Annotated in this window: 15 protein-coding genes; 4 read left to right on the forward strand and 11 right to left on the reverse strand. The window is 70.8% G+C overall.

Annotated features, from left to right (window positions below; translation table 11 throughout):
* Window positions 1-28: 28 nt before the first annotated feature.
* Window positions 29-826 carry a 16S rRNA (adenine(1518)-N(6)/adenine(1519)-N(6))-dimethyltransferase RsmA gene (gene rsmA / locus LRA98_RS10690; RefSeq protein WP_201169840.1) on the reverse strand — a complete coding sequence of 266 codons (798 nt, stop codon included), beginning with the start codon at window positions 824-826 and terminating at the stop codon, window positions 29-31.
* The gene (gene argH, locus LRA98_RS10695) at window positions 823-2,220 is read right to left on the reverse strand and encodes an argininosuccinate lyase (protein WP_201169842.1); all 1,398 of its coding nucleotides are present in this window, start codon (window positions 2,218-2,220) and stop codon (window positions 823-825) included. Before argH ends, rsmA begins: the two co-directional genes overlap by 4 nt.
* A 220-nt stretch (window positions 2,221-2,440) precedes the next feature.
* Between argH and hemC the strand changes: the two genes are divergently transcribed.
* The 4 genes from hemC to LRA98_RS10715 are packed head-to-tail and all read left to right on the forward strand — an operon-like array spanning window position 2,441 to window position 7,110.
* Window positions 2,441-3,373, forward strand: coding sequence for a hydroxymethylbilane synthase (hemC, locus tag LRA98_RS10700; RefSeq protein ID WP_201169844.1), 933 nt, complete (start codon window positions 2,441-2,443; stop codon window positions 3,371-3,373).
* On the forward strand, window positions 3,370-4,164 hold the full coding sequence (locus tag LRA98_RS10705) for a uroporphyrinogen-III synthase (protein ID WP_201169846.1): 795 nt from the start codon (window positions 3,370-3,372) through the stop codon (window positions 4,162-4,164). The genes hemC and LRA98_RS10705 overlap by 4 nt, the downstream gene beginning before the upstream one ends.
* Window positions 4,161-5,786: a uroporphyrinogen-III C-methyltransferase gene (locus LRA98_RS10710; RefSeq protein WP_238634093.1), complete on the forward strand. Its 1,626-nt coding sequence runs from the start codon at window positions 4,161-4,163 to the stop codon at window positions 5,784-5,786. The genes LRA98_RS10705 and LRA98_RS10710 overlap by 4 nt, the downstream gene beginning before the upstream one ends.
* Window position 5,787: 1 nt before the next feature.
* The gene (locus tag LRA98_RS10715; RefSeq protein WP_238634092.1) at window positions 5,788-7,110 is read left to right on the forward strand and encodes a heme biosynthesis HemY N-terminal domain-containing protein; all 1,323 of its coding nucleotides are present in this window, start codon (window positions 5,788-5,790) and stop codon (window positions 7,108-7,110) included.
* Window positions 7,111-7,209: 99 nt separating this feature from the next.
* Here the strand turns inward: LRA98_RS10715 and LRA98_RS10720 are convergent, their stop codons facing one another.
* The 9 genes from LRA98_RS10720 to purL all read right to left on the reverse strand — a co-directional run bounded on the left by LRA98_RS10720 (window position 7,210) and on the right by purL (window position 23,946).
* Complete coding sequence (locus tag LRA98_RS10720) at window positions 7,210-9,504, reverse strand: NADP-dependent malic enzyme (RefSeq protein WP_201169856.1); 2,295 nt, start codon at window positions 9,502-9,504, stop codon at window positions 7,210-7,212.
* Between the two features lie 72 nt (window positions 9,505-9,576).
* Window positions 9,577-10,371 carry an alpha/beta fold hydrolase gene (locus tag LRA98_RS10725; protein WP_238634091.1) on the reverse strand — a complete coding sequence of 265 codons (795 nt, stop codon included), beginning with the start codon at window positions 10,369-10,371 and terminating at the stop codon, window positions 9,577-9,579.
* 15 nt (window positions 10,372-10,386) lie between these two features.
* On the reverse strand, window positions 10,387-15,225 hold the full coding sequence (locus tag LRA98_RS10730; RefSeq protein WP_238634090.1) for an NAD-glutamate dehydrogenase: 4,839 nt from the start codon (window positions 15,223-15,225) through the stop codon (window positions 10,387-10,389).
* Window positions 15,226-15,318: 93 nt separating this feature from the next.
* Entirely contained in the window at window positions 15,319-15,783 is a 465-nt protein-coding gene (gene ubiT, locus LRA98_RS10735; RefSeq protein WP_201169863.1) for a ubiquinone anaerobic biosynthesis accessory factor UbiT, read from the reverse strand.
* On the reverse strand, window positions 15,780-16,691 hold the full coding sequence (locus LRA98_RS10740) for a U32 family peptidase (protein ID WP_238634089.1): 912 nt from the start codon (window positions 16,689-16,691) through the stop codon (window positions 15,780-15,782). The genes ubiT and LRA98_RS10740 overlap by 4 nt, the downstream gene beginning before the upstream one ends.
* Window positions 16,692-16,710: 19 nt before the next feature.
* Entirely contained in the window at window positions 16,711-17,706 is a 996-nt protein-coding gene (ubiU, locus tag LRA98_RS10745) for a ubiquinone anaerobic biosynthesis protein UbiU (protein ID WP_201242979.1), read from the reverse strand.
* A 334-nt stretch (window positions 17,707-18,040) separates the two neighbouring features.
* The gene (locus LRA98_RS10750; protein WP_238634028.1) at window positions 18,041-19,030 is read right to left on the reverse strand and encodes a quinone oxidoreductase family protein; all 990 of its coding nucleotides are present in this window, start codon (window positions 19,028-19,030) and stop codon (window positions 18,041-18,043) included.
* A 26-nt stretch (window positions 19,031-19,056) separates the two neighbouring features.
* Window positions 19,057-19,950, reverse strand: a complete 894-nt coding sequence (gene galU, locus LRA98_RS10755; RefSeq protein WP_238634029.1) for a UTP--glucose-1-phosphate uridylyltransferase GalU — start codon at window positions 19,948-19,950, stop codon at window positions 19,057-19,059.
* A gap of 96 nt (window positions 19,951-20,046) precedes the next feature.
* On the reverse strand, window positions 20,047-23,946 hold the full coding sequence (gene purL / locus LRA98_RS10760; protein WP_238634030.1) for a phosphoribosylformylglycinamidine synthase: 3,900 nt from the start codon (window positions 23,944-23,946) through the stop codon (window positions 20,047-20,049).
* Window positions 23,947-23,948 lie beyond the last annotated feature (2 nt).

Here is a 23,948-nt window from a genome sequence, read left to right on the forward strand (position 1 = left end):
AAGCACCGTCAGTCAGTACGACTCCCTCTCACCGCCCTGCGGCGGTCTCCGGTGCGCCCCGTGCGGCATCGGCGAGGCGCACGAAGGCCTCCACCGAGAGCGTCTCGGCCCGCGCCCCGGGATCGACCCCCGCCGCCTCGAACGCCGCCTCCGCGACCCGCCCCTTGAGGCTGTTGCGCAGCGTCTTGCGCCGCCCGGCGAAGGCCGCCGTCACCACCTCCTGCAGCCACGCCTCGTCCTGGGCCGGCGCCGGCAGCGGACGGTGGGGGACGAGGCGAACAAACGACGACATCACCTTCGGCGCCGGGAAGAACGCCCCGGCCGGCACGTTGAAGCAGCGCTCCACCCGGCAGCGGTACTGCACCATCACCGACAGCCGCCCCCGGGTCCGGCTCCCCGGCGGCGCCACCATCCGATCCACCACCTCCCGCTGGAGGAGCAGGTGCAGATCCTCGATGGTGTCCGCGGCGGCGAGCAGGTGAAACAGGATCGGCGTCGAGACGTTGTAGGGCAGATTCCCCACCACGCGCAGTCGCCCCTGGGCCGGAGCCAGCCCGGCCGGATCCAGCTCCAGGGCGTCACCCTCGATCACCGTCAGGGCAGGGCCGAAACGCTCGCGCAGCCGGGGCGCCAGATCGCGGTCGAGCTCCACCGCCGTCAGGCTGCCCAGGCGTTCGAGCAGCGGCTCGGTCAGTGCCCCCTCGCCGGGGCCGATCTCCAGCAGCGTCTGCCCCTGCCGCGGGGCGATCGCCGTGATCATGCGCTGGATGACCGACGGATCGCGCAGGAAGTTCTGCCCGAAACGCTTACGCGGGCGGTGGCTCAAGCCAGGCGCTCCCGGGCCGCACGGGCCTGGGCACGGACCTGCTCCGGCGCCGTGCCGCCGATGTGGGAACGCGCCGCCACCGAGCCATCGAGGGTCAGGACCGCAAAGACGTCGTCGCCGATGGCCGCGGAGAACTGCCGCAGCTCCTCGAGGCTGAGCTCGGCCAGGTCGCGGTCGGCCTCCGTGGCGTAGCGCACGGCACGGCCGACCACCTCGTGGGCGTCGCGGAAAGCCAGCCCCTGGCGAACCAGGTAATCGGCCAGATCGGTGGCGGTGGCGAAACCGGCCCGGGCCGCCTCGCGGCAGCGTTCGCGGTTGACGGTCAGCGCCGGGACCATATCGGCGAAGGCGGTGAGCGCATCACGGGCCGTATCCACGGCATCGAACAGCGGCTCCTTGTCCTCCTGGTTGTCCCGGTTGTAGGCCAGCGGCTGGCCCTTCATCAGGGTCAGCAGCTGAACCAGGCTGCCCTGGGCCCGGGCGGCCTTGCCGCGCACCAGCTCCGCCACGTCGGGGTTCTTCTTCTGCGGCATGATCGACGAACCGGTGCAGAAGCGATCCGGCAAGTCGATGAAGCCAAACTGCTGCGACGTCCACAGCACCAGCTCCTCGGCCATGCGCGAGAGGTGCACGAGGACCAGGCTGGCGTCGGCACAGAACTCGATGGCGAAGTCGCGGTCACTGACCGAGTCCAGGGAGTTGCGCGTCGGCCCATCAAAGCCCAGCTCGCGGGCGGTCGCCTCGCGGTCGATGGGGAACGAAGTCCCGGCCAGCGCCGCGGCGCCCAGGGGGCACTGGTTGAGCCGGCGACGGCAGTCGGCCAGCCGGTCGCGATCGCGCTCGAGCATCTCGTACCAGGCCAGCATGTGGTGGCCGAAGGTCACCGGCTGGGCCACCTGCAGGTGGGTGAAGCCGGGCATGATGGTGTCGGCCTCGCGCTCGGCCAGATCGACCAGGCCGTTCTGGAAGCGGGCAAGCTCGGCGCGGATGGTGTCGATGGCCTCGCGCAGGAAGAGACGCACGTCGGTGGCGATCTGGTCGTTGCGCGAGCGGCCGGTATGGAGCTTCTTGCCGGCCTCGCCGATGCGCTGGGTCAACCGGTGCTCGATGTTCATGTGGACATCCTCGAGCTGCGGCGACCAGGGGAAGCGCTCCTCGACCACCTCCTGGCGGATCTCGGCCAGGCCCTGGAGGATGGCGTCGCGCTCGGCCTCGGTCAGCACACCGCGCTCGGCAAGCATGCGGGCGTGCGCCTCGGAGCCCTGGATGTCGTGCAGGGCGAGGCGGGCATCGAACTGCACCGAGGCCGAGAAGCGCTCGACGAATGCGTCGGTCGCCTCAGTGAAACGGCCGGTCCACAGCTGCTGGCCGGGGGCTGCGTCTTTCTGGCTCATAGCGGGTGCTCACGATCGCTTTTCAGTGGGCGGAAAGGGTCTCAAGCCGGTCGTCCCGCCCGGCGGGGGCGCCGGCGCGGCCGTCATTGTAGTGCCGAGCGGCCGTCGCGCGCGCCCCCTGCGGCGTCACTATCGGCGACAACAGGTTGAAACCGGGGCGGCATTGCGACGACACTTTAGCGTGTTTTTCTCCGAGTCTAACCAGTCAGGATGGACCGTAATGGCCGCTGAATCCCTGCGAATCGCCACCCGCCGTTCCCAGCTTGCCATGTGGCAGGCCGAGCACATCGCCGCCGAACTGCAGCGCCTGCACCCCGGCCTGGAGGTGGAGCTGGTCCCCATGTCCACCCGCGGCGACGAGATCCTCGATCAGCCGCTGGCGCGCATTGGCGGCAAGGGCTTGTTCATGAAGGAACTCGAGGACGGCATGCTGCGCGGCGACGCCGATCTGGCCGTGCACTCGATGAAGGACATTCCCTGGCGCCTGCCCGACGGCTTCGCCCTGGCCGCCGTCTCGGACCGGGCCGATCCGCGGGACGCCTTCGTCTCCAACCACTACACGGACCTGGATGAGCTCCCCCACGGCGCCCGGGTCGGTACGGCGAGCCTGCGCCGTCAATGCCAGATCATGGACCGCCGGCCCGACCTGCACATCGAGGTCCTGCGCGGCAACGTCCAGACCCGGCTGCGCAAGCTCGACGATGGCGTTTACGACGCCATCATCCTGGCCGCCTCCGGGCTCGACCGCCTGGAGCTGACGCACCGCATCGCCGGGCGCCTGACGCCGGAACAGAGCCTGCCTGCGGTGGGCCAGGGTGCGCTCGGCATCGAATGCCGGGAGGGCGACGAGCGGGTCATGAAACTCGTGGAGGGTCTCAACCACGAGCCCACCCGCATCCGCATCAGCGCCGAGCGGGGCATGAACGCCCGGCTCGAGGGCAGCTGCCAGGTTCCCATCGGCGGCTACGCCGAGCTCGACGGCGACGAGGTCCACCTGCGCGGTCTGGTGGGCGCCGTTGACGGCAGCGAAGTCATCCGGGGCGAGATCCGCGGCCCCGCCGCCGATGCCGAGAACCTGGGCCGCCAGCTGGGCGACGACCTACTCGCCCGCGGGGCCGACCGCATCCTCAAGGCCCTCGCCGAGCAGCCATGACGGGGCCCCTGGACGGCACCGGCGTCGTCGTCAGCCGACCCGCCCACCAGGCGGAGGGTCTCGCTCACGCCCTGGAGGAGGCCGGCGCCGAGGTGTGGCGGTTTCCCACCCTGGAGATCGCCGCCGAGCCGGACGACGCGGCACGGCAGGAGGCAGCCCGGCAGGCCGCCGGCGCCGACTGGCTGATCTTCGTCAGTCAGAACGCCGTCGACCACGGGCTGCCACGCATCCGCGCCGCCGGTGGCCCCGCCGCCCACGCCCGCTGCGCCACCGTCGGCCGGGGCACCGCCGAGGCACTTCGTCGCAACGGCATCGAGGAGGTGCTCTACCCCCGCCATGGCGCCACGAGCGAGGATCTGCTGGAGGAAACGGAACTTGGCAGCATCAGCTCGGGGCGTGTCATGATAGTCCGCGGAGTCGGAGGGCGGCCGCACTTGGCCGAGACACTCCGCGACTGTGGCGCCGAGGTGGGTTTTCTGGAAGTCTATCGACGCATCCGGCCGTCGGCCGACCCCACCCCGCTGCTCGCGGCCGCCGAGGCCGACCGCGTTCAGGTCGTCATCGCCACCAGCGGCGAGGTTCTGGAGAACTTCCTGGAGCTCGTCGGGGACCGTGGCCGACGGTGGCTCGCCCGGGCTGCGGTGGTCGTCATCGGCGACCGGGTGGCGGTCATGGCGAGCCCCCACGCCGGACATGTCGAGATCGCGGCAACCGCGGCGGAAGAAGAGCTCACGGCGGCCACCGCACGCGCCGCCAGGGCCGTGGCAGAGATCAGGAGTAGGCGAAGATGAGCAACCCCAACCGTCCGGAGGACCGGAATCGCCCGGAGGATCCGAACCGCGGCGCGCAGAGTTCCTCCGAATCGCGCAGCGGTGATAGCCCGCGTCGCGGCGATGCCCGCCCAGGGCAGCCCGCCCCCCAGCCCGGCGCTGCCACCGGCAGCAGCAGCCAGGAGAGCGCCGGCGGTGGCCAGAGCGATACCCGGCCCGGTGAACAGCCGGGCGAGGCGGGCAGCAGCAGCGACGCCACCGGCCAGGAACGTTCCAGCAGCGCCGCCGCGAGCACCCAATCGAGCCAGGAGCAAGCCTCCGGCGGCGACGACAAGGAAGGCAAGGAGGACCACAAGGGTAAGGAGCAGGACAGCGGCAAGTCCGGCTCCGGAAGTGGCGGCGGCAGCGACGGAGGCGGTGGCAGTCGGCTGAGTTCCACCCCCGAACCGCGCAGCCGTTTCACCCTGTGGTTCGTCATCGTTCTGCTCGGCGGCGGCACCGTTGCTGCGGGCGTCTACGGTTATCAGCTCTACGAGGAACTGCAGGCCGCTCAGCAAGAGCTCGACGAGCGCGTCGCCGCCCAGGAGGAGCGCGATGCCGAGCTCGACGAGACCCTTGAGAAGGCACGCGAGCAGGCCGAGGCCGCCGCCCGCCTGGAAGAGTACCTGGAGGACTTCGACGCCCTCGCCGCGGACGTCGAGGCAGCCAAGCAGGCCAGCGACGATACCGCCGATAGCCTGGCGTCACTGGAGTCCCGCGTGGACGATCTGGCCGCCCGGTTCGATGAGCTGGGCGATGCGGAGGGCGTCGGCGAGGCCGCGCTGGGGGATCTGGACGCGCGACTGACCGAGCGCATGGACGAGATCGAGTCCCGCCTTGAAGAGCGGGTCGAGGAACTTGCTGCGGCGCAGGAGGGGCTCGACGAGGACATGGAGCGCCTCGGGGCGCGCAGCGAGCAGGAAGAGGAAGGCTGGCTGAAGGCCGAGGCCGGCTACCTGGCGCAGATTGCCATCCACCGGGTCCGCCACCACCACGACGTGGATTCCGCCTTGGCCGCCCTGCGGGGCGCCGACGGCCTCTTGGCCGAACTCGGCGGCGAGAGCATCCCGGAGCGCCAAGCCATCCGCGAGGCCATCGACGCCCTGCTCGACTACTCCGGCCCGGATATTGGCGGCATCCGCGAGCGCATCACTGCGCGCATGGACGAGATCAATGACCTTGCCCTCACCGGCGATCCGGGCGAGGGCGTGGCCCCGGATCTGCCGGAGCTCGACGAAGCCGAGGAGGGCTGGCGGGGCGCTCTGAGTCGGGCCTGGAGCCGCCTGCGCGAGGGACTCGGTGAGCTGGTCCGGGTGCAACACGAGGAGGAGCTGGAAGAACTCCTCACCCCGGAGCAGCAGTACTTCCTGCGCGAGGGGCTGCGTCTGCAGCTGGAGAGCGTCCTGCTGGCACTGCACAGCGGCGACCAAGAGAGCTATCGCGCCGGGCTGGAGCGGGCCGCCGGGTGGCTGGAACGCCGCTTCGACACCGACGACGAGCGCGTCGCCGAGGCCAGAGACGAGCTACTGGACTTGGCCGACGAGCCGATCCGGCACGACCTGCCGGATATCGAACCCCTCCTTGAACCAGTGAAGCCGTTCTGACATGCGCCGCCTGTTCATCTACCTACTGATCCTGGCCGGTGCCGTACTTACGGCGCTGTACTTCAACCAGCAGGAGGGCTACGTGATGCTCTCCGTGGGGCCTTGGCGGCTGGAGATGAGCTTGCTCTTCTCCGCCGTGGTCCTGGGGCTCTTGGTCCTCCTGCTCTACCTGGCCCTGGCCGCCCTTGGGCGGCTGTGGAGCATGCCGCGCCGGCTGCGTAGCTGGCAGGGCCAGCGGCGGCAGGAGTCGGCCCGCACAGAACTCACCTCCGGGCTGCTGCGCTTTGCCGAGGGTGACTACGACACCGCCGAAAAGCAGCTGGTGCACAGCGCCCGGCGCAGCGAGGCGCCCCTGGTGAACTACCTGACCGCGGCGATCGCCGCCCAGCGCCGGGGCGCCCGCGAGGTGCGGGACGGCTACCTGACCACGGCCGAGAAGAGCGGGCCCGACGCCAACCTGGCGGTCCGGCTGCTCCAGGCGCAGCTGCAGGCCGAATCGGGGCAGTGGGAAGAGGCTCAGGCGAGCGTGTCGGCCGTCCTCGATAAGGAGCCCAAGCATCGCCGGGCCCTGGAGCTGATGATCGGCTGCTGTCGCGCCCTGGGCGACTGGGAGCGGCTCGAGCCCCTGCTGCCGCGCATCGACCGCCAAGGCATCCTGCCCAAGAACGAACTCCTCGATCTCAACCGCTGGGTGGCCCGAGAGCGCCTGGCGCGGGCCTCCGGCGAGGACAAGCAGGCCCTGCAAGAGGCGTGGCAGGACCTGAGCCGAGGCCTGCGCAAGGATCCCGAGGTGCTCTGCGCCTACGTGGACGGGCTGATCACCCTCGGGGAGGTACAGAGCGCCGAGGAGCTCATCCAGAAGCAGCTGCAGAAGGAGTGGAACCCCGAGCTGCTCGAGCGCTACGCTCGCCTGCCGGCCGACGACACCGCCACCTACGCGACGCGGCTGGAGAAGGCCGAGGGCTGGATCCAAGCCCACCGGGACGATCCGAAGACCCTCTACGCCGCGGGCATCCTGGCCCTGCAGGCCGAGCAGTGGGACCGGGCCCGGGACTACCTGCAGGCCGCCGTGGACCAGACGGCCCGGCCGGAGTACCTGCGCACCCTCGGTGCCCTGCAGGAGCATCTGGGGGACTACGACGGGGCCCGGGCCACCTATCGCCTGGCCATGGACCTCTCCGGCGCCGGCAGCGACGCCCTCCCTGGTCTGCCGGGGCCCGCCCCGGAGCGCCCGGCGGCGCCGGAGCTCGAGGAGGGCCGTTCGGACGCCCCCCCCGACTACGCCCCCGGCGACGACACCGAGGGGCGACCCCGCAACGACTGACACCCACGCTGCGGGCGACCGGCGGGCAAACGAGAGGCCCCGGGCCACTTAGAGTGGCCCGGGGCCTTTTTCGTACCCCCTTCTGCCGCCGCCCCGGCGCTACGTCTGCTTCCCGGCGTCCACAGCCTCGGTCATCTGCGCCTCGACCACCGACAGGGCGGTGAGGTTGACGATGGCCCGGACCGTCGAGGACGGCGTTAGCAGGTGGGCCGGCTTGGCGGTCCCGAGCAGGATCGGCCCCACCGAGACACTGTCGGTGGTCGCCTTGAGCAGATTGAAGGAGATGTTGGCGGCGTCCAGCCCGGGCATGATCAGCAGGTTCGCTTCGCCCTCCAGCTGCGCATCGGGGAAGATGCGCCGCCGCACCTCCTCGGAGATCGCCGCATCGCCGTGCATCTCGCCCTCGACCTCGAGGGCCGGGTCCCGATCCTGGATCAGCTCCAGGGCGTGGCGCATCTTTTCCGCCGATGGCTGCGACGAGGTCCCGAAGTTCGAGTGCGAGAGCAGGGCCACCTTCGGCGTGGTTCCGAAACGGCGCACCTCATCGGCGGCCAGCAGGGTCATCTCGGCAATCTCGTGGGGGTTGGGATCCTGGTTGACGTAGGTGTCCGCCAGGAAGAAAGTCCCCTTGGGCATGATCAGCACGTTCATGGCCGCCAGGTTCCGCACCCCACGGCGTCGACCGATAACGTCCTGGATATGCTGCATCTGCCGCTGGTAGCGCCCCTCGATACCGCCGACCAGGGCATCTGCATCGCCCAAGTGGACCATCAGCGCACCGATGACGGTATTGCGCGTGCGCACCACGGTCCGTGCCCGCGCCGGGGTCACACCGCGGCGGGCCATCAGGTGGTAGTACGCCTGCCAGTAGTCGCGGTAGCGCGGGTCGCCCTCCGGGTCGACCAGCTCGAAGTCCTCGTCGATCTGCACGCGCAGGCCGAGCTGACGCAGCCGCTTCTCGACCACTCGCCGCCGCCCGACCACGATGGGCCGCGCCAGATTCTCGTCCACGACCAGCTGCACGGCGCGCAGGATGCGCTCCTCCTCGCCGTCGGTGTAGACCACCCGCTTGGGCTGCTCGCGGGCGCGCTCGAAGATCGGCTTCATCACCAGGCCCGACTGGAACACGTACTGCTGCAGCTGCAGCCGATAGGCCTCGAAGTCGTTGATCGGCCGGCAGGCAACCCCGCTCTCCATGGCGGCGTGGGCCACTGCCGGCGCCACGCGGCTGATCAACCGGGGGTCGAACGGCTTGGGGATCAGGTAGTCGGCCCCGAAGCTCCAGGGCCGCCCCCCGTAGGCCGCCACCACTTCCTCGGAGGACTCCTCGGTGGCCAGGTCGGCGATGGCCTCCACCGCGGCGATCTTCATCGCCTCGTTGATGGCGCTGGCGCCCACGTCCAGCGCCCCACGGAAGATGAATGGGAAGCACAGGACGTTGTTCACCTGGTTCGGATAATCCGAGCGGCCGGTGGCGAGCACCGCATCGGGACGGGCCTCCCGCGCCTCCTCGGGGAGGATCTCGGGGACCGGATTGGCCAGCGCCATGATGATCGGCCGATCGGCCATCAGATTGACCATCTCGGCGTTGAGCACCCCCGGTGCCGACAGGCCCAGGAAGATATCCGCACCCTCGATCACTTCACGCAGGCTCCGCGCGGCCGTCTCCCGGGCGTAGCCCTCCTTGCGCGGATCCATGTACTCCTTGCGCCCCTTATAGACCACGCCCTTTCGATCGGTGACGGTGATCTGCTCCCTGGGCAGGCCCATGGCCACCAGCAGGTCGAGGCAGGCGATAGCCGCCGCCCCGGCACCGGAGCAGACCAGGGTGACGTCCTCCAGGCGCTTACCCACCACGCGCAGGCCGTTGCGGATGGCCGCGGCGGTGATGATGGCGGTGCCGTGTTGATCGTCGTGGAAGACCGGGATGTTCATCCGGCGCTTGAGGGCCTCCTCGATCTCGAAGCACTCCGGCGCCTTGATGTCCTCCAGGTTGATGCCCCCGAAGGTCGGCTCGAGGGCGGAGACGATGTCGACGAAGCGCTCGGCGTCCGGCTCGTCGACCTCGATATCGAAGACATCGATGCCGGCGAACTTCTTGAACAGGACGCCCTTGCCCTCCATCACCGGCTTCGACGCCAGCGGACCGATGTTGCCCAGTCCGAGGACGGCGGAGCCGTTGGTGATCACCGCCACCAGGTTGCCCCGGGTGGTCATGGCGGCCGCCTCGCGGGGATCGTTGACAATGGCTTCGCAGGCCGAGGCCACGCCGGGCGAGTAGGCCAGGGCGAGGTCACGCTGGTTAGCCAGCGGTTTGCTGGGGATGACCTCGATCTTGCCAGGGGTTGGCTGTCGGTGGTATTCGAGGGCGGCTTCTTTGAAGTCGTCGGACATATAAATTCCCTTGGGGTGTTGAATCAGCCCAGTATAGGGTGAGCTTGATGCTTGCTTCCAGGGTGGCCGGGCCTACCGGGCCGGGTAGGTCCGCGCCAGGAAACGCTCCACGGCAGCCGCGAAGGCCTCGGGCTGCTCGGCGTGCAGCCAGTGACCAGCGCCCTCCAGGGCCTCGAACTCGGCCGCCGGAAAATACCCGGCCGCGGCATCCCGGTGCCGGACCGGGTCGAAGTAGTCAGAGGCCGTTCCATAGAGGAACAGTGCCGGGCCGTCATAAGTACCCGCCAGATCCGGAAAACCCTGGATATCCGGCACCGCCTCGGCGAGGAGCTGCAACGGGATACGCCACTGGTAACCACCCCCGGCGGCAGGGACCAGGTTGGTCAGCAGGAACTGGCGGACCGCCGGCGACGTGATCTCGGCCGCCAGGGCGGCATCCACCTCGCGCCGACTGGCGGCCCCGGCCACATCGACCCGTTGCAGGGCGGCGATCACGGTGGCGTGCTCGTGCCGGTAGGCCACCGGAGCGATGTCTGCGGCGACCACCGCCGCCACCCGCCGAGGCCGGGTCAGGGCGAGGGTCATGGCCACCTTGCCGCCCATGGAGTGGCCCAGCACGGCCACCCGCTCAAAACCCTCGCGATCGAGCAGCGCCTCCACATCGGCGGCCAGTGCCGGGTAGTCCATGCCCGGCCGATGCGGTGACCGGCCGTGGTTGCGCAGATCCGGGGTCAACACCCGGTAGTCAGCGGCGAAGCGGCGGGTGAAGCGGTTGAGGTTGCCGCCACTGCCGTAGAGGCCGTGGAGCAGGAGCAGCGGCGCCCCCGCACCGCGGGTGGTCAGGGAGAGTTGCACCGGTTCGCGCATAGGACCTCGTATGATTCAGGACTCGGGGAGACGGCGGGCATCGCCCACCTGGACCAGCGCCTTGAGCTCCTGGACGGCCACGGCCAGGACGGCGCCGCCCGGCGCCGCGCTCTGCTGCACCTCGGCCAGCACGGTCTGCAGGCGCTCCAACGCCACGCGCCGCTCGCCCAGGAAACCGTCGACGGCCGCCGGATCGGCGCCGCGGGTCGCCACCAGCTGCGCCGTCAGGCCGCGCAACTGGAGATCGTAATCCGCCACCAGCCCCTCGCGGAAGCGCACCTGCCAACCGTCATGGGCCTCGAGCCGCTCCAACCGCCGACGCAGACCCGCCAGGCCGAGGCCCTCGACCAGACGGAAGTGGCTGGCTGCGATGGCCAGGATGTCGGCCCCGGTGGATTCTGCCACCTTCACCCAGTCCAGCGCCGGGTAGAGCTCGGGCAGGGTCGCCATCCGCCGCGCCAGCCCCGGCGGCAGGCCGGCCTGCTCGAGCCGCTTTCCCTCGGCCGCCAGAGCCTCCGCCCGAGCGGCGGGCAGCAGATCGCTGAGGTGCTCGTTGAGCCGCTGCAGGCTCGGCCGCACGCGAGATACCGCAGCCGCGGCGCCGCCCTCGGCGTCCCCGAGCCCGGCACCGAGGTTGCGCAGCAGCCACAGCGTCGCGTGCTCGTGGAGTTCTCGCACCCCCTGGAGCAGGCCGGTGACCACGCCGTGGTCCACCTCGCTCGCCCGCGCCTCGACACCCTCCCAGGCGGCGTCGAGCGCGAACATTGCCTCGGCCACGAACCACGCCCGCACTACCTCCGCCACCTCGCAGCCCGAGCGCGCGGCCAGCCGCGCGCAGAAGGTCTCGCCCATGCGGTTGACCACCCGGTTGGCGGCGGCGGTGGCCACCAGTTCCCGGCGCAGACGGTGGCCGCGGACGCGCTCGGCGTAACGCTCGCCGAGCGCCGGCGGGAAGTAGTCGAACAGCAACGGCTCCATGAACGCCTCACCGGGCAGCGCCGAGGCGCGCAGTTCGCGCTGGACGACGATCTTGGCGTAGGCCAGTAGTACCGCCAGTTCGGGCCGCAGCAGCCCCAACTCCTGCGCGGCCCGCTCGGCCAGTGCCTCATCGTCGGGCAGCCCCTCGAGGGTCCGATCGAGAACGCCGTCACGCTCGAGCCGGCGCATCAGCTCGGCGTGCTCATCGAGCCGCGCCGTGGCCTCGGCTTCGGCCAGGCTCAGGGCGCCGGCCTGGGCGCGGCAGGTCTCGAGGACCCGTTCCGCCACCTCCTCGGTCATTTCCGCCAGAAGCGCATCACGGTGACGGCCGGTGAGTTCGCCGTCGTCGCGGGCTTCGTTAAGCAGGATTTTGATATTGACCTCGTGGTCGGAGCAGGCCACACCGCCGACGTTGTCGATGGCGTCGGTGTTGATCCGGCCGCCGGCGGCGGCGTACTCCACCCGCGCCGCCTGGGTGAAGCCCAGGTTGCCGCCCTCGCCCACCACGCGGCAGCGCAGCTGACGCGCGTCGATTCGCACTCCGTCGGTGGCCTTGTCGCCGACCTCGGTGTGGCTCTGCTCCCGGGCCTTGACGTAGGTACCGATGCCGCCGTTCCAGAGCAGATCCACCGGGGCGCGCAGCACAGCCTGGATGAGCTGGTCCGGGGTCAGCTCAGCGGTCTCAATGCCGAGCGCCCGGCACGCCTCGGAGGAGAGCGAGACGGACTTGGCACTGCGCGGATAGACGCCGCCGCCGGTGGAGATCCGCGCCGGATCGTAGTCCGCCCAGCTAGAACCCTCCAGAGCGAACAGCCGCTGACGCTCAGTGTAGGCAAGCGCCGCGTCCGGCTGCGGGTCGATGAAGACGTGCCGGTGGTCGAAGGCGGCCACCAGGCGGATCTGCTCGGAGCAGAGCATGCCGTTGCCGAAGACATCGCCGGACATGTCGCCGATGCCGACTACTGTCAGAGGCTCGCGCTGGACATCGCGACCAAGCTCGCGGAAGTGCCGCCGCACCGACTCCCAGGCACCGCGCGCGGTGATGCCCATCGCCTTGTGGTCGTAACCGGCCGAGCCACCCGAGGCGAAGGCATCGTCCAACCAGAAGCCGTGGGCCGCCGAAACGCTGTTGGCCAGATCCGAGAAGCTAGCCGTACCCTTGTCCGCCGCGACCACTAGATAGGGGTCGTCACCGTCGTAGCGGAGCACCCCTTCCGGCGGCACCACCCGGCCGTCGCGGAGGTTGTCGGTAACCTGGAGCAGCGCCTCGATGTAGGACCGGTAGGCGTCGCGGACCGCTTCACGCTGCGCCGCCCCGGCGCCGGGCAAATCCTTGACCACGAAACCGCCCTTGGCCCCGACCGGCACGATAGCGGCGTTTTTGACCATCTGCGCTTTCATCAGCCCGAGCACCTCACTGCGGAAATCCTCGCGCCGCGTCGACCAGCGCAGCCCGCCGCGGGCCACCTCGCCGCCGCGCAGGTGAACCCCCTCGAAGGCCGGGGCATAGACGAAGATCTCCGCCCACGGCACCGGCCGCGGCAGGTCGGGGATACTGGCCGGATGCAGCTTGAGGGCCAGCGGCGCCCCTGTCGCGGCGGTGTAGTGGTTGGTGCGGGCGGTGGCCTCCAGCGCCGCCAGCAGCTGGCGCAGGATCCGATCCTGATCCAGGCTGGCCACCCCCTGCAGCGCCTCGCGGATGGCCGCCGCCTCGCCGGCGACCCGCTCGGCGTCGGCGCGTCCGGGGTCGAAGCGGGCGTGGAAAAGGGCCACCAGCAGCGCGGCGATGCGCGGATGCGCCGCCAGGGTCTCGGCCATGTAGGCCTGGGAGAAGGTGCTCCCGATCTGACGCAGATAGCGGGCATAGGCACGCAGCACAGCCACCTCGCGCCAGTCCAGGCCAGCGGCCAGGACCAGGCGATTGAAGCCGTCGCTCTCGGCCGCCTGTGACCAGACGGCGCCGAAGGCGTCGCGGAAACGCTCGCCCACCGCCTGGGGGTCGCACCCCCCCACCCCCTGCCAGCACAGACCGAAATCGTGAATCCAGCAGACCGGAGCACCGGTGGCGGCGACCTCGAAGGGTTGCTCGTCCACCACCCGCAGGCCCATGTCCTCGAACACCGGCAGCGCGTCGGAAAGGCTGGCCGGGCGTGCCCCGTGGAAGAGTTTGAAGCGCAGCGCCCCAGCACCGGCCTCCACGGGCCGGTAGAGGACCATCTGCGGGCCCGCGCCGCGGTTCACGCGCTCGATCCGCTCTACGTCCTGGGCCGCCACCCGGGCGGGCACCCCCTCCTGGTAGGCCACCGGGAAGGCGTCGGCGTAGCACTGCGCCAGGCGACTGCCCTGTTCCTCGCCGAGCCGCTCGTGCAGAGCCTCCTGCAGGCTGTCGGCCCACGAGCGCACGGCCTCGGCCAGACGCCCCTCGAGAGCGCACAGGTCGACATCGGGCACGCCGCGCCCGGGCAGGGGCAGGATGAAGCGGATGCGCGCCAGGAGCGACTCGCCGATCTGGACGCTGAAATCGCTCTCGGGCGCCCCCAGGGCCTGCTCGAGGCGGGCCTGGATGCGCCGCCGATTAGCCGTGTCGTAGCGCTCCCGCGGGACGTAGACCAGGCAGGAGGCGAAGCGCTGCCAGGGATCGTAGCGCACCAGCAGGCGCACCCGCGGGCGCTCGCGCAGGTGGAGCACGGCGCGAGCGATGCGCTCGAGTTCGTCAACCTCGATCTGGAAGAGCTCGTCCCGCGGGTAGGTCTCAAGGATGTTGAGCAGCGCCTTACCGGCGTGACTCTCGGCCGGGTAACCGGCGCGCTGAAGGACCGTGGCCACCTTGCGGCGCAGCAGCGGAATCTCCTGAGCGCTGCGGTAGTAGGCCGCCGAGGTGTAGAGACCCAGGAAACGGTGCTCGCCCACCACCCGCCCCTGCGCATCGAAACGTTTGACCCCGAGGTAGTCCATGGGGCCGGGACGGTGCACCGGCGAGCGGGCGTTGGTCTGGGTCAGGATCAGCGGCTCGGGCTCCAGTGCGCGCTCCTGCACCTCCGGGGCCAGAGCGGCAAAGCGCAGCGAGGGGGTCGCCGGCGCGTGACGCAGGATGCCGCAGGCCCGGTCCGGCTCCGGCACCAGGCAGAGGCCGTCGTCGGCCTGCTCGAGGCGGTAGGCCCGGTAGCCGATGAAGGTGAAATGGTGCTCGGCCGCCCAACGCAGAAAGGCGTCCACCTCGGCCCGGTCTGCGGCGGCGAGCCCGGGTGGCGGACACTCCTGGAGCTCGTCGGCGGCAGCCAGGAGCTGGCTGCGCATCGCGCGCCAGTCGTCGACAACGGTGGCGACGTCGTCGAGGACGGCCTGCAGTCGCCGATGCAGGGCATCAAGCTCCTCGGGGGCGGTGCGCCGATCCACCTCGAAGTGCATGAACGCGGTCAGGGGGGCATCCGCGTCGTCCACCGCCGCGACGCCCTCGCCCCCTTCCTGGCGGCGCACGGCGAGCACCGGGTGGAACAAACGGTGGATGGCGAGCCCCTGCTGCTGCAGGGCCATGGTCACCGAATCGATCAGGAAGGCACGGTCATCGACGACCAGGTCGACGACGGTGTGACGGCTCTCCCAGCCGTGCTGCTCCGGGTCCGGGTTGTAGACGCGAATCGCCGCCTGGCCTGGCGGCCGGCGCCCGGCCAGGCGCCAGTGGGCGACGGCGGCGCCGAGGAGGTCCTCGGGATCCCGATCCTCGAGATCCTCGGCCGCGACCCGGGCGTAATAGCGCGTCACGAAGCGCGCCAGATCGTCCGCCTGTTGTCGGGGCCAGCGCCTGCCGATCCGCTCGCCCAGGCGTCGACGCGGATCGTCGTTGCCGCCGCAACCCCGCTCACCAGCACCGCTCATCACCTGCCCCTCTGTCCGCCAGCACCCCCACCCCGCGGGGCGCGCCACTCCACTGTAGTGGCTCGGGGGGCACCGCGGCCAGGGAGGCGGCCGCTACACCTTGACCTGGGCAGCGGCCGCCTCGAGGGCGCGGCACAGGGGCCCGGGCAACCGGTGGCGGGGCTCGTAGCTCTCCAGCAGGTTCTTCACCGACAAGCCCAGGGCAACATCGCCCTCGACGCTAAGCCGCCGGCGGAAGAAGAGCATGTCCGGGTCGGCAGCGCCGCCGGCCAGCGCCAGGAACGCGGCGGCATCTCCACGGATGGTGACATCCGCCCCAGCGGGCTCGGCCGTGGCCAGTCGTCCATCGCGGAGGGTGAAGCCGTAGGCCAGCCGGGCGTCGGTGACCTCCAACGCCAGCGTCCGGTCGACGAGGATCTCCAGCTCGCCGTCGGCCAGCGCGTCCGCCAGCACCTGCTGCAGAACCGCCGGCACCACGGCGGCATTGACCGGCCCGGGCACGAAGCGTAGCGGTGCCAGTAGCAGCGGCAGGGCCTGATCGAGCTGCGGTCTCTTCATCGGCCTGCCTCCGCCATCCCCGGCTCGGGGGCCTTGCGGGTGTGTCCGGCCTCGCCCCACCAGTAGCCGTCGCACTGCTGCCCCGGCTCCGGCTCGTGCAGCGTCGCCGGCTCGCCGGCGATCGCGGACCGGAAAGCGGCCACCACCTGGTCCATGGCACCGGGGCGTGGTGAAAGGCGCACCGCGCTCACGCCCATCTGCTGCATGTCCGGGATGGCCGGGAGCAGATTGGCGCAGCCCCAGGACTGGGTCTGGATACCGTTGATGACCAGAAACGGCTCCCCGGCCCGGGTGGTCACCGGCAACCCCTCGGGGTGGTGACCGCAGACAAAGCCGCAGTCGTCCTTGGGGCGGTCGTAGTGCCGGGCCGAGAAACACCGGGCCGAGAAGGCCAGCGGCTGGCGGCCGTAGGCGAAGACCTCGGTCTCCATGGCTTCGCCGCCGAGTTCGGTGAGTTCGCCGAGCACCCCGCGCAGGGAGTCACCGGGCAACTCCATGGGCGGCACCCAGCGCACCGCGCCGGCGCGCTGCATGGCACGCAGGGCGCGACCGCTGTAGAGGTTGAGGGTCGGCCCGGCGACAAAGGGGAGGCCGCGGCGCTCCAGTTCGCTGACCGCGGTGAAGTCGTTGGCTTCGACCCGCAGCTCGCCGTTATCGCACAGCCGACGTACCACCGACGCCTCGGAGCGCGCCTCGACGAGGCTCAGGGTGGAGAGCACCACCTCGTGGCCCTCCTCGGCCAGCTCGCGGCCGAGACCGATCCACTCCTCGGGACGCAGCTCGCGGCGGCGGCCGCAGACTGTCTCACCCAGGTAGAAGGTATCGACCCGCCCGCGCAACCCGTCGTAGAACCGGCGGATATCGGCCGCCGGCCAGTGGTAGAGAATCGGCCCGATCGCGATCTTCATCGGCTTGCCCTCTCGCCGGTCACTGCCAGTTGCGCTCGTAGGGGCCGAGGGTGGTGGTGGCCCCCTCGGAGAACTCGCGCAGGGCCGCCACCTGCGCCGGGTCCGGGGTGTAGTCGCCCTCGGCTTCGGGGATGCGGTCGATGAGCTGTCGCCAGATGCGGGTCACCTTACCCACGTAGGCCGGGCTGCGCTGGCGTCCCTCGATCTTGACCGCGTGGATGCCGGCGCGCTTGAGCCGCGGCAACAGCTCGGCGGTCTCCAGGCTGGTGGGCGACTCGAAGGCGTGCTCCAAGGCCCCCTCGACGTCGTAGCGCCCCTTGCAGATGGTCGGATAGCCCGCCGGCTCGTCGGGCGCGAAGCGGTCGATGAGCAGCCCACCGAGCCGCGCCTCGCGGCCCTGGGGGGTCTCCTGCCACTGCACGGCCCACGCCGGCGAGCACGCCCCCACGGTATTGGGCGATTCGCCGGTGGCGTAGGAGGAGAGCAGGCAGCGCCCTTCGGCCATGACGCACAGCGAGCCGAAGCCGAAGACCTCGAGCTCGACGTCGGTATCACCGGCCAGGGCCTCGACCTGCTGGATGGAAAGCACGCGCGGCAGCACGGCGCGGCTGACCCCGTAGCAGCGCTTGTAGAAGTCGAGGGCCTCGGGGGTGGTCGCCGAGGCCTGGACGGAGAGGTGCAGGCCCAGATCCGGCCACTGTTCAGCGGTGTACTCGAGCAGGCCCAGATCGGCGACGATGACGGCGTCGGCGCCGATGCGGGCGGCCTCGTCGATGGAGCGCTGCCATTGCGCCCATCCACCGGCCTGGACGTAGGAGTTGACGGCGACGAGGACGCGCACGCCCCGCTGATGGGCGTACTCGACGCCCCGTGCGGCCTGCTCCGGGGTAAAGTTGAGCCCCGGGAAGTGGCGTGCGTTGGTCGCATCCCGGAAGCCGATGTAGACCGTGTCGGCCCCGTTGTCCACGGCGGCGCGCAGGGCGGTCAGGTTACCGGCCGGGCAGAGCAGTTCCATGGGTTCCTCCGTCGCTCACCGACTAACCGATGCATTCTAACCGATCGCCGGCCTGAGCGAAGCCTGCCGCTACACCTGAATGGCGCCGAGCCGCGCGGATTGCGGGGATGGCCCCTGCCGGGTGCGGCGTCATTGAGCGCGCCGAGCAGCGCAGCCGTCGCGGGGGGCCAGCGCGAACCTTTGCCGGTTCGCGCTGGTCAGCGAGGTTTTGTCCGAGCGGCGCGGCAGCGCCGCGAGTTAAGCGAGCGGCCCCGCGCCGGTGAGCAGCGCAGGGAACCCCGCAGGGGCGCGCTCGTTCGATGCCGGCGGACCCGGGGCATCCCCCGCGCCGGGGTCAACCCGCTGCGCCGAGATCGAGTACCGTGGCCCCGGTGGTCGCCCGGGCCTCCAGGTCCGTGTGGGCTTGCGCCGCCTTCTCCAGCGGGTAGCGCCGCCCCACCCGCGGCTCAATCACCCCCTGGGTGAGCGCATCGAAGTACGCCGAGGCCCCGGCCAGCAGCTCGTGGCGGTCGGCGACATAGTGGAACAGCACCGGGCGGGTGAGGAACAGCGACCCCTTCAGCGCCAACAGCCCGGGCTCGATCGCCGGCGGCGCCCCGGAGGCGTTCCCGTAGCTGACCATCAGCCCCAGCGGACGCAGGCAATCCAGCGAGCCCTCGAACGTGGCCGCCCCCACCGAGTCGTAGACCACGTCCACCCCCCGGCCGCCGGTGATCGCCTCCACCTTCTCGCGGAAATCATCCCGCGTGTAGACGATCGGATGGTGGCAGCCGTGCTCCGCGGCCACCTGCGCCTTCTCCTCATCGCCCACGGTGCCGATCACCGTCGCCCCGAGGGCGTCGGCCCACTGGCAGAGGATCTGCCCCACGCCCCCGGCGGCGGCATGGATCAGCAGCGTGTGCCCGCGCCGGACCGTGAACGTACGGTGCAGCAGCAGCCAAGCGGTCAGGCCGCGCAGGAGGGTGCCGCCGGCCACCAGGTCATCGACCTCGTCGGGGACCGGGATCAGCCGCTCCGCCGGCAGGACCCGCGCCTCGGCATAAGCCCCCGGCGGTGGCGTGGCGTAGGCCACCCGCTCGCCCACCTGCACCTCGCGGACCCCTTCGCCGACCGCCTCGACCACCCCGCAGGCCTCCACGCCGATGCCGTGGGGCAGATGCGGTAGCGGATACAGACCACTGCGGTGGTAGCAGTCGATGAAATTGACCCCGCAGGCGCTCTGGCGCAGCAGTACCTCGCCGGCTCCCGGGGCGGGTACCTCGACCTCCTCCACCTGCAGTTGCTCGGGACCACCGGTTTGCTGGATGCGGACGGCACGGGGCATGGTGTCCTCCTGTCGGCCGGGGCGGCTCAGGTGTGACGCCCCAGCCCTTCGAGATAGGTCCGGAAATCCGGACCGAGTTCCGGGTGTTCGAGCCCGTAGGCCACGGTAGCCTGCAGGTAGCCGAGCTTGCTGCCGCAGTCGTAGCGCTCCCCGGCGTATTCGTAAGCGTACACCGGCTCCTCGCTCATCATCGAGACGATGGCATCGGTCAGCTGGATCTCGCCGCGGTGATCGGGCGCCGTCCGCTCAAGGTGATCGAAGATGCTGCGCGAGAGGATGTAGCGCCCGACCACTGCCAGGTTGGTGGGGGCCTCATCGGGCCGGGGCTTCTCCACCATGCCGCGCACGGCGGTGACGCCATCGGCCACCGTTTCGCCCTCGACCACCCCGTACTTGTCCGTCTCGGCCTGCGGCACGCGCTCGACGCCGAGCACGGACCCCCCGCGCTCGGCGGCCACCCCGGCCATCTGCGCCAGCGCCGGAGCATCTTCACCGGCATTGATCAGGTCATCGGCCAGGATGACGCCGAACGGCTCGCGCCGCCCCACCGCCGGGCGCGCGCAGGCCACCGCATGCCCCAGCCCCAGGGCCTCGCCCTGGCGGATGTAGATGCAGCTGACCCCCTTGGGCACCGTGTCCTTGACCAGCTTGAGGAGCTTCTCCTTGCCCTTGGCCTCCAGCTCGCGCTCGAGTTCCGTGGCGGTATCAAAGTGATCCTCGATGGCACGCTTGGTGCGACCGGTGATGAAGACGAGGTATTCGGCGCCGGCGGCCACCGCCTCTTCGACCGCATACTGGATCAGCGGCTTGTCGACCACCGGCAGCATCTCCTTGGGGCTGGCCTTGGTGGCCGGGAGGAAGCGGGTGCCGAGGCCGGCCACCGGGAAGACGACGGTACGGATCGGGTGGTTGGCGCTCACGGTTCGACCTCCTGACGTTGTTCAGTCATTCCCTGTCCGCCAGCCGCGCCCCGGGGCACGGCCGGCACTCACTACCGGTCGAGGTGGGGGCCGACGTCAGCCAACCCAAGCCCGCGCGTTGCGGAACATGCGCAGCCAGGGCCCGTCCTCGCCCCACTCGGGCGGGTGCCAGGAGTATTGGACACTCCGGAAGACCCGCTCGGGGTGGGGCATGAGGATGGTCGCCCGACCGTCTTCGCTGGTGAAACCGGTCAGACCGCCGACCGACCCGTTGGGGTTGGCCGGATAGGTCTGCGCCGGCTGCCCACTGCCGTCGATATAGCGCAACACGGCCTGTGCCGCTGCCTCGTCGCCGGCACTGAAATCGACGCGCCCCTCGCCGTGGGCCACCGCCAGCGGGAGACGCGAGCCCGCCATGCCGCGCAGCAGGACCGATGGCGACTCCAGCACCTCGACCAGTGCCAGGCGGGCCTCGAACTGCTCCGAGCGGTTGCGCACGAACCGCGGCCAGGCCGCGGCGCCGGGGATGAGATCGCGCAGATGGGCGAGCATCTGGCAGCCGTTACACACCCCCAGGGTGAAGGTGTCCGGGCGGTGGAAGAAGGCCTGGAAGGCCTCCCGGGCGCTGTCGTGGAAGCGGATGCTCTTGGCCCAGCCGCCCCCGGCACCGAGGACATCGCCGAACGAGAAGCCACCGCAGGCGGCCAGCCCGTGGTAGCTGCTCATATCGTCGTGGCCGCCGAGGATATCGCTCATGTGGACGTCCACGGCTTCGAAACCGGCGGCGTGGAAAGCCGCCGCCATCTCTACATGGCCATTGACCCCCTGCTCACGGAGCACCGCCACGCGCGGCCGCGCCCCGGTGGCAATGTACGGCGCCGCCACGTCCTCGGCAGGATCGAAGGCCGCGCGGGTGGCGCTCAGACCAGGGTCGTCGCTGTCCGGGACGGCATCGAAGGCCTCGGCGGCACACTCGGGGTCGTCGCGCAGGGCCTGCATCCGGTAGCTGGTCTCGGCCCAGATCCGCTGCAGCTCCCGCCGCGGCCGATCCAGCAGCGCACCCCCCGCGCCGCGGACCACCACCCGATCGTCCGCACGCGGCTGCCCCAGCCGGCGCACCCGGACGCCCTGCGGGGCATCGGCGGCGGCGGACTCCAGGGCATCGGCCTCGGCAGCGGTCAGCTGCAGGACCAGGCCAGGCTCCTCGCTGAAAGCGGCAGACAGGATCCCGTCCGGGCCCTCGCCGGAAACGGCGTCCAGATCCACCTCGAGCCCGCACCGCCCGGCGAAGGCCATCTCACAGAGCGTGACCAGCAGGCCGCCGTCGGAGCGATCGTGGCAGGCCAGGATCCGCCCTTCGCTGAGCAGACCCTGCACATGGTCGAAGGCCCAGCGCAGGGCAGCCGGATTGTCCAGATCGGCCGGACGCTCGCCGGTGCAGCTGTAGACCTGCGCCAGGGCCGAGCCGCCCAGCCGGTGCCGATCACCACTGAGTTCCAGCGCCACCAGCACGGTTTCGGGCTGCGACTGCAGCTGCGGTGTCACCGCCCGGCGCACGTCGGCAACCGGGGCGAAGGCAGAGACCACCAACGAGACCGGCGCCGTTACCGAGCGCTGCCCGCCGGCCTCCTCCCAGACCGTGCGCATGGACAGCGAATCCTTCCCCACCGGGATGGCCACCCCCAACTCCGGGCAGAGATCCCGACCCACGGCGGCCACCGTGTCATACAGCGCGGCGTCCTCGCCGTCGTGGCCGCAGGCAGCCATCCAGTTGGCGGAGAGGTTCACCGCAGCAAGCCGCCCCACCCCGGCAGTGGCCAGGTTGGTCAGGGCCTCGGCCACGGCCAGCCGACCGGAGGCCGGGGCGTCGAGGATGGCCACTGTGGGCCGCTCGCCCACCGCCATGGCCTCGCCGGCATAGCCGCGATAGTCCGAGACGGTGACCGCGCAATCGGCCACCGGCACCTGCCAAGGGCCGACCATCTGATCCCGCACCACCTGCCCAGTGACGGTCCGATCGCCGATGGTAATCAGGAACTCCTTGGACGCGACGGCGGGCAGCTGCAGCACCCGCTCCAGCGCCTCGACCACGGTCACCCCGCCCAGATCCAGCGGCGCTCCGGCCACAGCCCGGCGGCGGACATCGCGCAACATCTTGGGTGGTTTGCCCAGGAGCAGCTCCATGGGCAGGTCCACCGGCGTGTTGTCGAAGTAGCCGTCGCCGACGACCAGCTCGCGGGCATCGGTGGTCTCACCCACCACGGCGTAGGGGCAGCGCTCGCGGGCGCACAGCGCCTCGAACTCGGCCAGCCGCTCGGGGTCCACAGCCAGGACGTAGCGCTCCTGGGACTCGTTGCACCAGATCTCCAGCGGCGACATGCCCGGGTCGTCGATGGGGATCGTACGCAGCTCGACGCGCCCGCCGCGGTCGGCATCGTCGAGGATCTCGGGGATGGCGTTGGACAGGCCGCCGGCGCCCACGTCGTGGATGGAATGGATCGGATTGCCGTCGCCGCGGGCCGTGCAGGCGTCCAGCACCCCTTGCGCGCGCCGCTGCATCTCGGGGTTGTCGCGCTGCACCGAGGCGAGATCCAACGCCTCGTCGCCGCTGCCGCTGGCCACCGACGAGGCCGCCCCGCCGCCCAGCCCAATGAGCAGGGCCGGTCCGCCCAGCACCACCACCGGCGTCCCCGCAGGCAGATGGCGCTTATGGACGTGATCGTCGCGGATGTTGCCCATGCCGCCGGCGATCATGATCGGTTTGTGGTAGCCACGCACCTGCTCGCCGCCGCCGGCCGCCGGCGCGGCGAGCTCCAGCGTGCGGAAGTAGCCGCTCAGCGCCGGCCGCCCAAACTCGTTGTTGTAGCCGGCTGCCCCCAGGGGGCCGTCGAGCATGATCGCCAGCGGCGAGGCGATCCGCCGCGGCCGCGCCTCGGGCCCTTCCCAGGGCTGCCGGAAGCCGGGGATGCGCAGATTGGACACCGAGAACCCGGTCAACCCCGCCTTGGTGCGACCACCGATGCCGGTGGCCGACTCATCACGGATCTCACCGCCGGCGCCGGTGGCCGCACCGGCGAAGGGCTCGATGGCGGTGGGGTGGTTGTGGGTCTCCACCTTCATGACCAGATGGGCCGGCTCCGGGTGCTCGCGATAGGCCCCGTCCGCGCCCGGGTGCAGGCGCCGGGCCTCAAAGCCGGCGGCCACGGCGGCGTTGTCGCTGTAGGCCGAGAGCACGCCCTCGGGGCGGGCCTCGTGGCTGCGGCGAATCATGGCGAACAGCGACTGCGGCTGCGCCTCGCCGTCGATGACCCAGTCGGCGTTGAAGATCTTGTGCCGGCAGTGCTCGGAGTTCGCCTGGGCGAACATCATCAGCTCGACATCGGTGGGGTTGCGCCCCAGGCCGTCGTAGCTCTCGAGCAAGTAGTCGATCTCGTCCTCGGCCAGCGCCAGGCCCAGTTCGGCGTCGGCGCGGACCAGCGCCTGACGCCCGCCACCGAGAACGTCCACCTCGGCCACCGGGCGCGGCTGGCTGTCCCGGAACAGCGCCTCGGCCTCCTCCGGGCCGTCGAGCACGGCATCGGTCAGCGGGTCGTGGATCGCCGCAACAACGGCCTGACGCGCAGCCCCGGTCAGGGGGCCGTCGCTGATGATGCGAAACAGTGTGCCACGCTCGATGCGCTCGACATCGCTGAGCCCACAGTTGCGGGCGATGTCCGTAGCCTTGCTCGACCACGGCGAAACGGTGCCGGGGCGCGGCACCACCAGAAGCGTGGTCACCTCGCCGTCGGCACCGGCCGGCGCCGGGTAGTCGGCCCCGTAGTCGAGCAGCTGCAGCAGAACCTCGTGCTGCGCTTCGGAAAGGGGCCGTTCAGTGGCCACGAAGTGGCAGTGCATGGCGTCGACGGCGTGCACCGCCGCACAGGCGGTGCGCAGCTCGTCACGCAGCTTGTCGAGGCGGAAGGGGGAGAGGGCGCGTTTTCCGGGAATCTGCAACATGG

Origin of the sequence: Halorhodospira sp. M38 (assembly GCF_022227985.1) — a bacterium.
Lineage (GTDB): Bacteria > Pseudomonadota > Gammaproteobacteria > Nitrococcales > Halorhodospiraceae > Halorhodospira > Halorhodospira halophila_A.

Excerpts from the sequence above, each read along its gene's own strand:
- argH (WP_201169842.1), bottom strand. The coding sequence starts at position 2,220 with ATGAGCCAGAAAGACGCAGCCCCCGGCCAGCAGCTGTGGACCGGCCGT.
- ubiU (WP_201242979.1), bottom strand. The coding sequence starts at position 17,706 with ATGGAACTGCTCTGCCCGGCCGGTAACCTGACCGCCCTGCGCGCCGCC.
- LRA98_RS10730 (WP_238634090.1), bottom strand. The coding sequence starts at position 15,225 with ATGAGCGGTGCTGGTGAGCGGGGTTGCGGCGGCAACGACGATCCGCGT.
- LRA98_RS10740 (WP_238634089.1), bottom strand. The coding sequence starts at position 16,691 with ATGAAGATCGCGATCGGGCCGATTCTCTACCACTGGCCGGCGGCCGAT.
- hemC (WP_201169844.1), top strand. The coding sequence starts at position 2,441 with ATGGCCGCTGAATCCCTGCGAATCGCCACCCGCCGTTCCCAGCTTGCC.
- LRA98_RS10750 (WP_238634028.1), bottom strand. The coding sequence starts at position 19,030 with ATGCCCCGTGCCGTCCGCATCCAGCAAACCGGTGGTCCCGAGCAACTG.
- LRA98_RS10705 (WP_201169846.1), top strand. The coding sequence starts at position 3,370 with ATGACGGGGCCCCTGGACGGCACCGGCGTCGTCGTCAGCCGACCCGCC.
- LRA98_RS10725 (WP_238634091.1), bottom strand. The coding sequence starts at position 10,371 with ATGCGCGAACCGGTGCAACTCTCCCTGACCACCCGCGGTGCGGGGGCG.
- LRA98_RS10710 (WP_238634093.1), top strand. The coding sequence starts at position 4,161 with ATGAGCAACCCCAACCGTCCGGAGGACCGGAATCGCCCGGAGGATCCG.
- purL (WP_238634030.1), bottom strand. The coding sequence starts at position 23,946 with ATGTTGCAGATTCCCGGAAAACGCGCCCTCTCCCCCTTCCGCCTCGAC.
- LRA98_RS10715 (WP_238634092.1), top strand. The coding sequence starts at position 5,788 with ATGCGCCGCCTGTTCATCTACCTACTGATCCTGGCCGGTGCCGTACTT.
- LRA98_RS10720 (WP_201169856.1), bottom strand. The coding sequence starts at position 9,504 with ATGTCCGACGACTTCAAAGAAGCCGCCCTCGAATACCACCGACAGCCA.
- ubiT (WP_201169863.1), bottom strand. The coding sequence starts at position 15,783 with ATGAAGAGACCGCAGCTCGATCAGGCCCTGCCGCTGCTACTGGCACCG.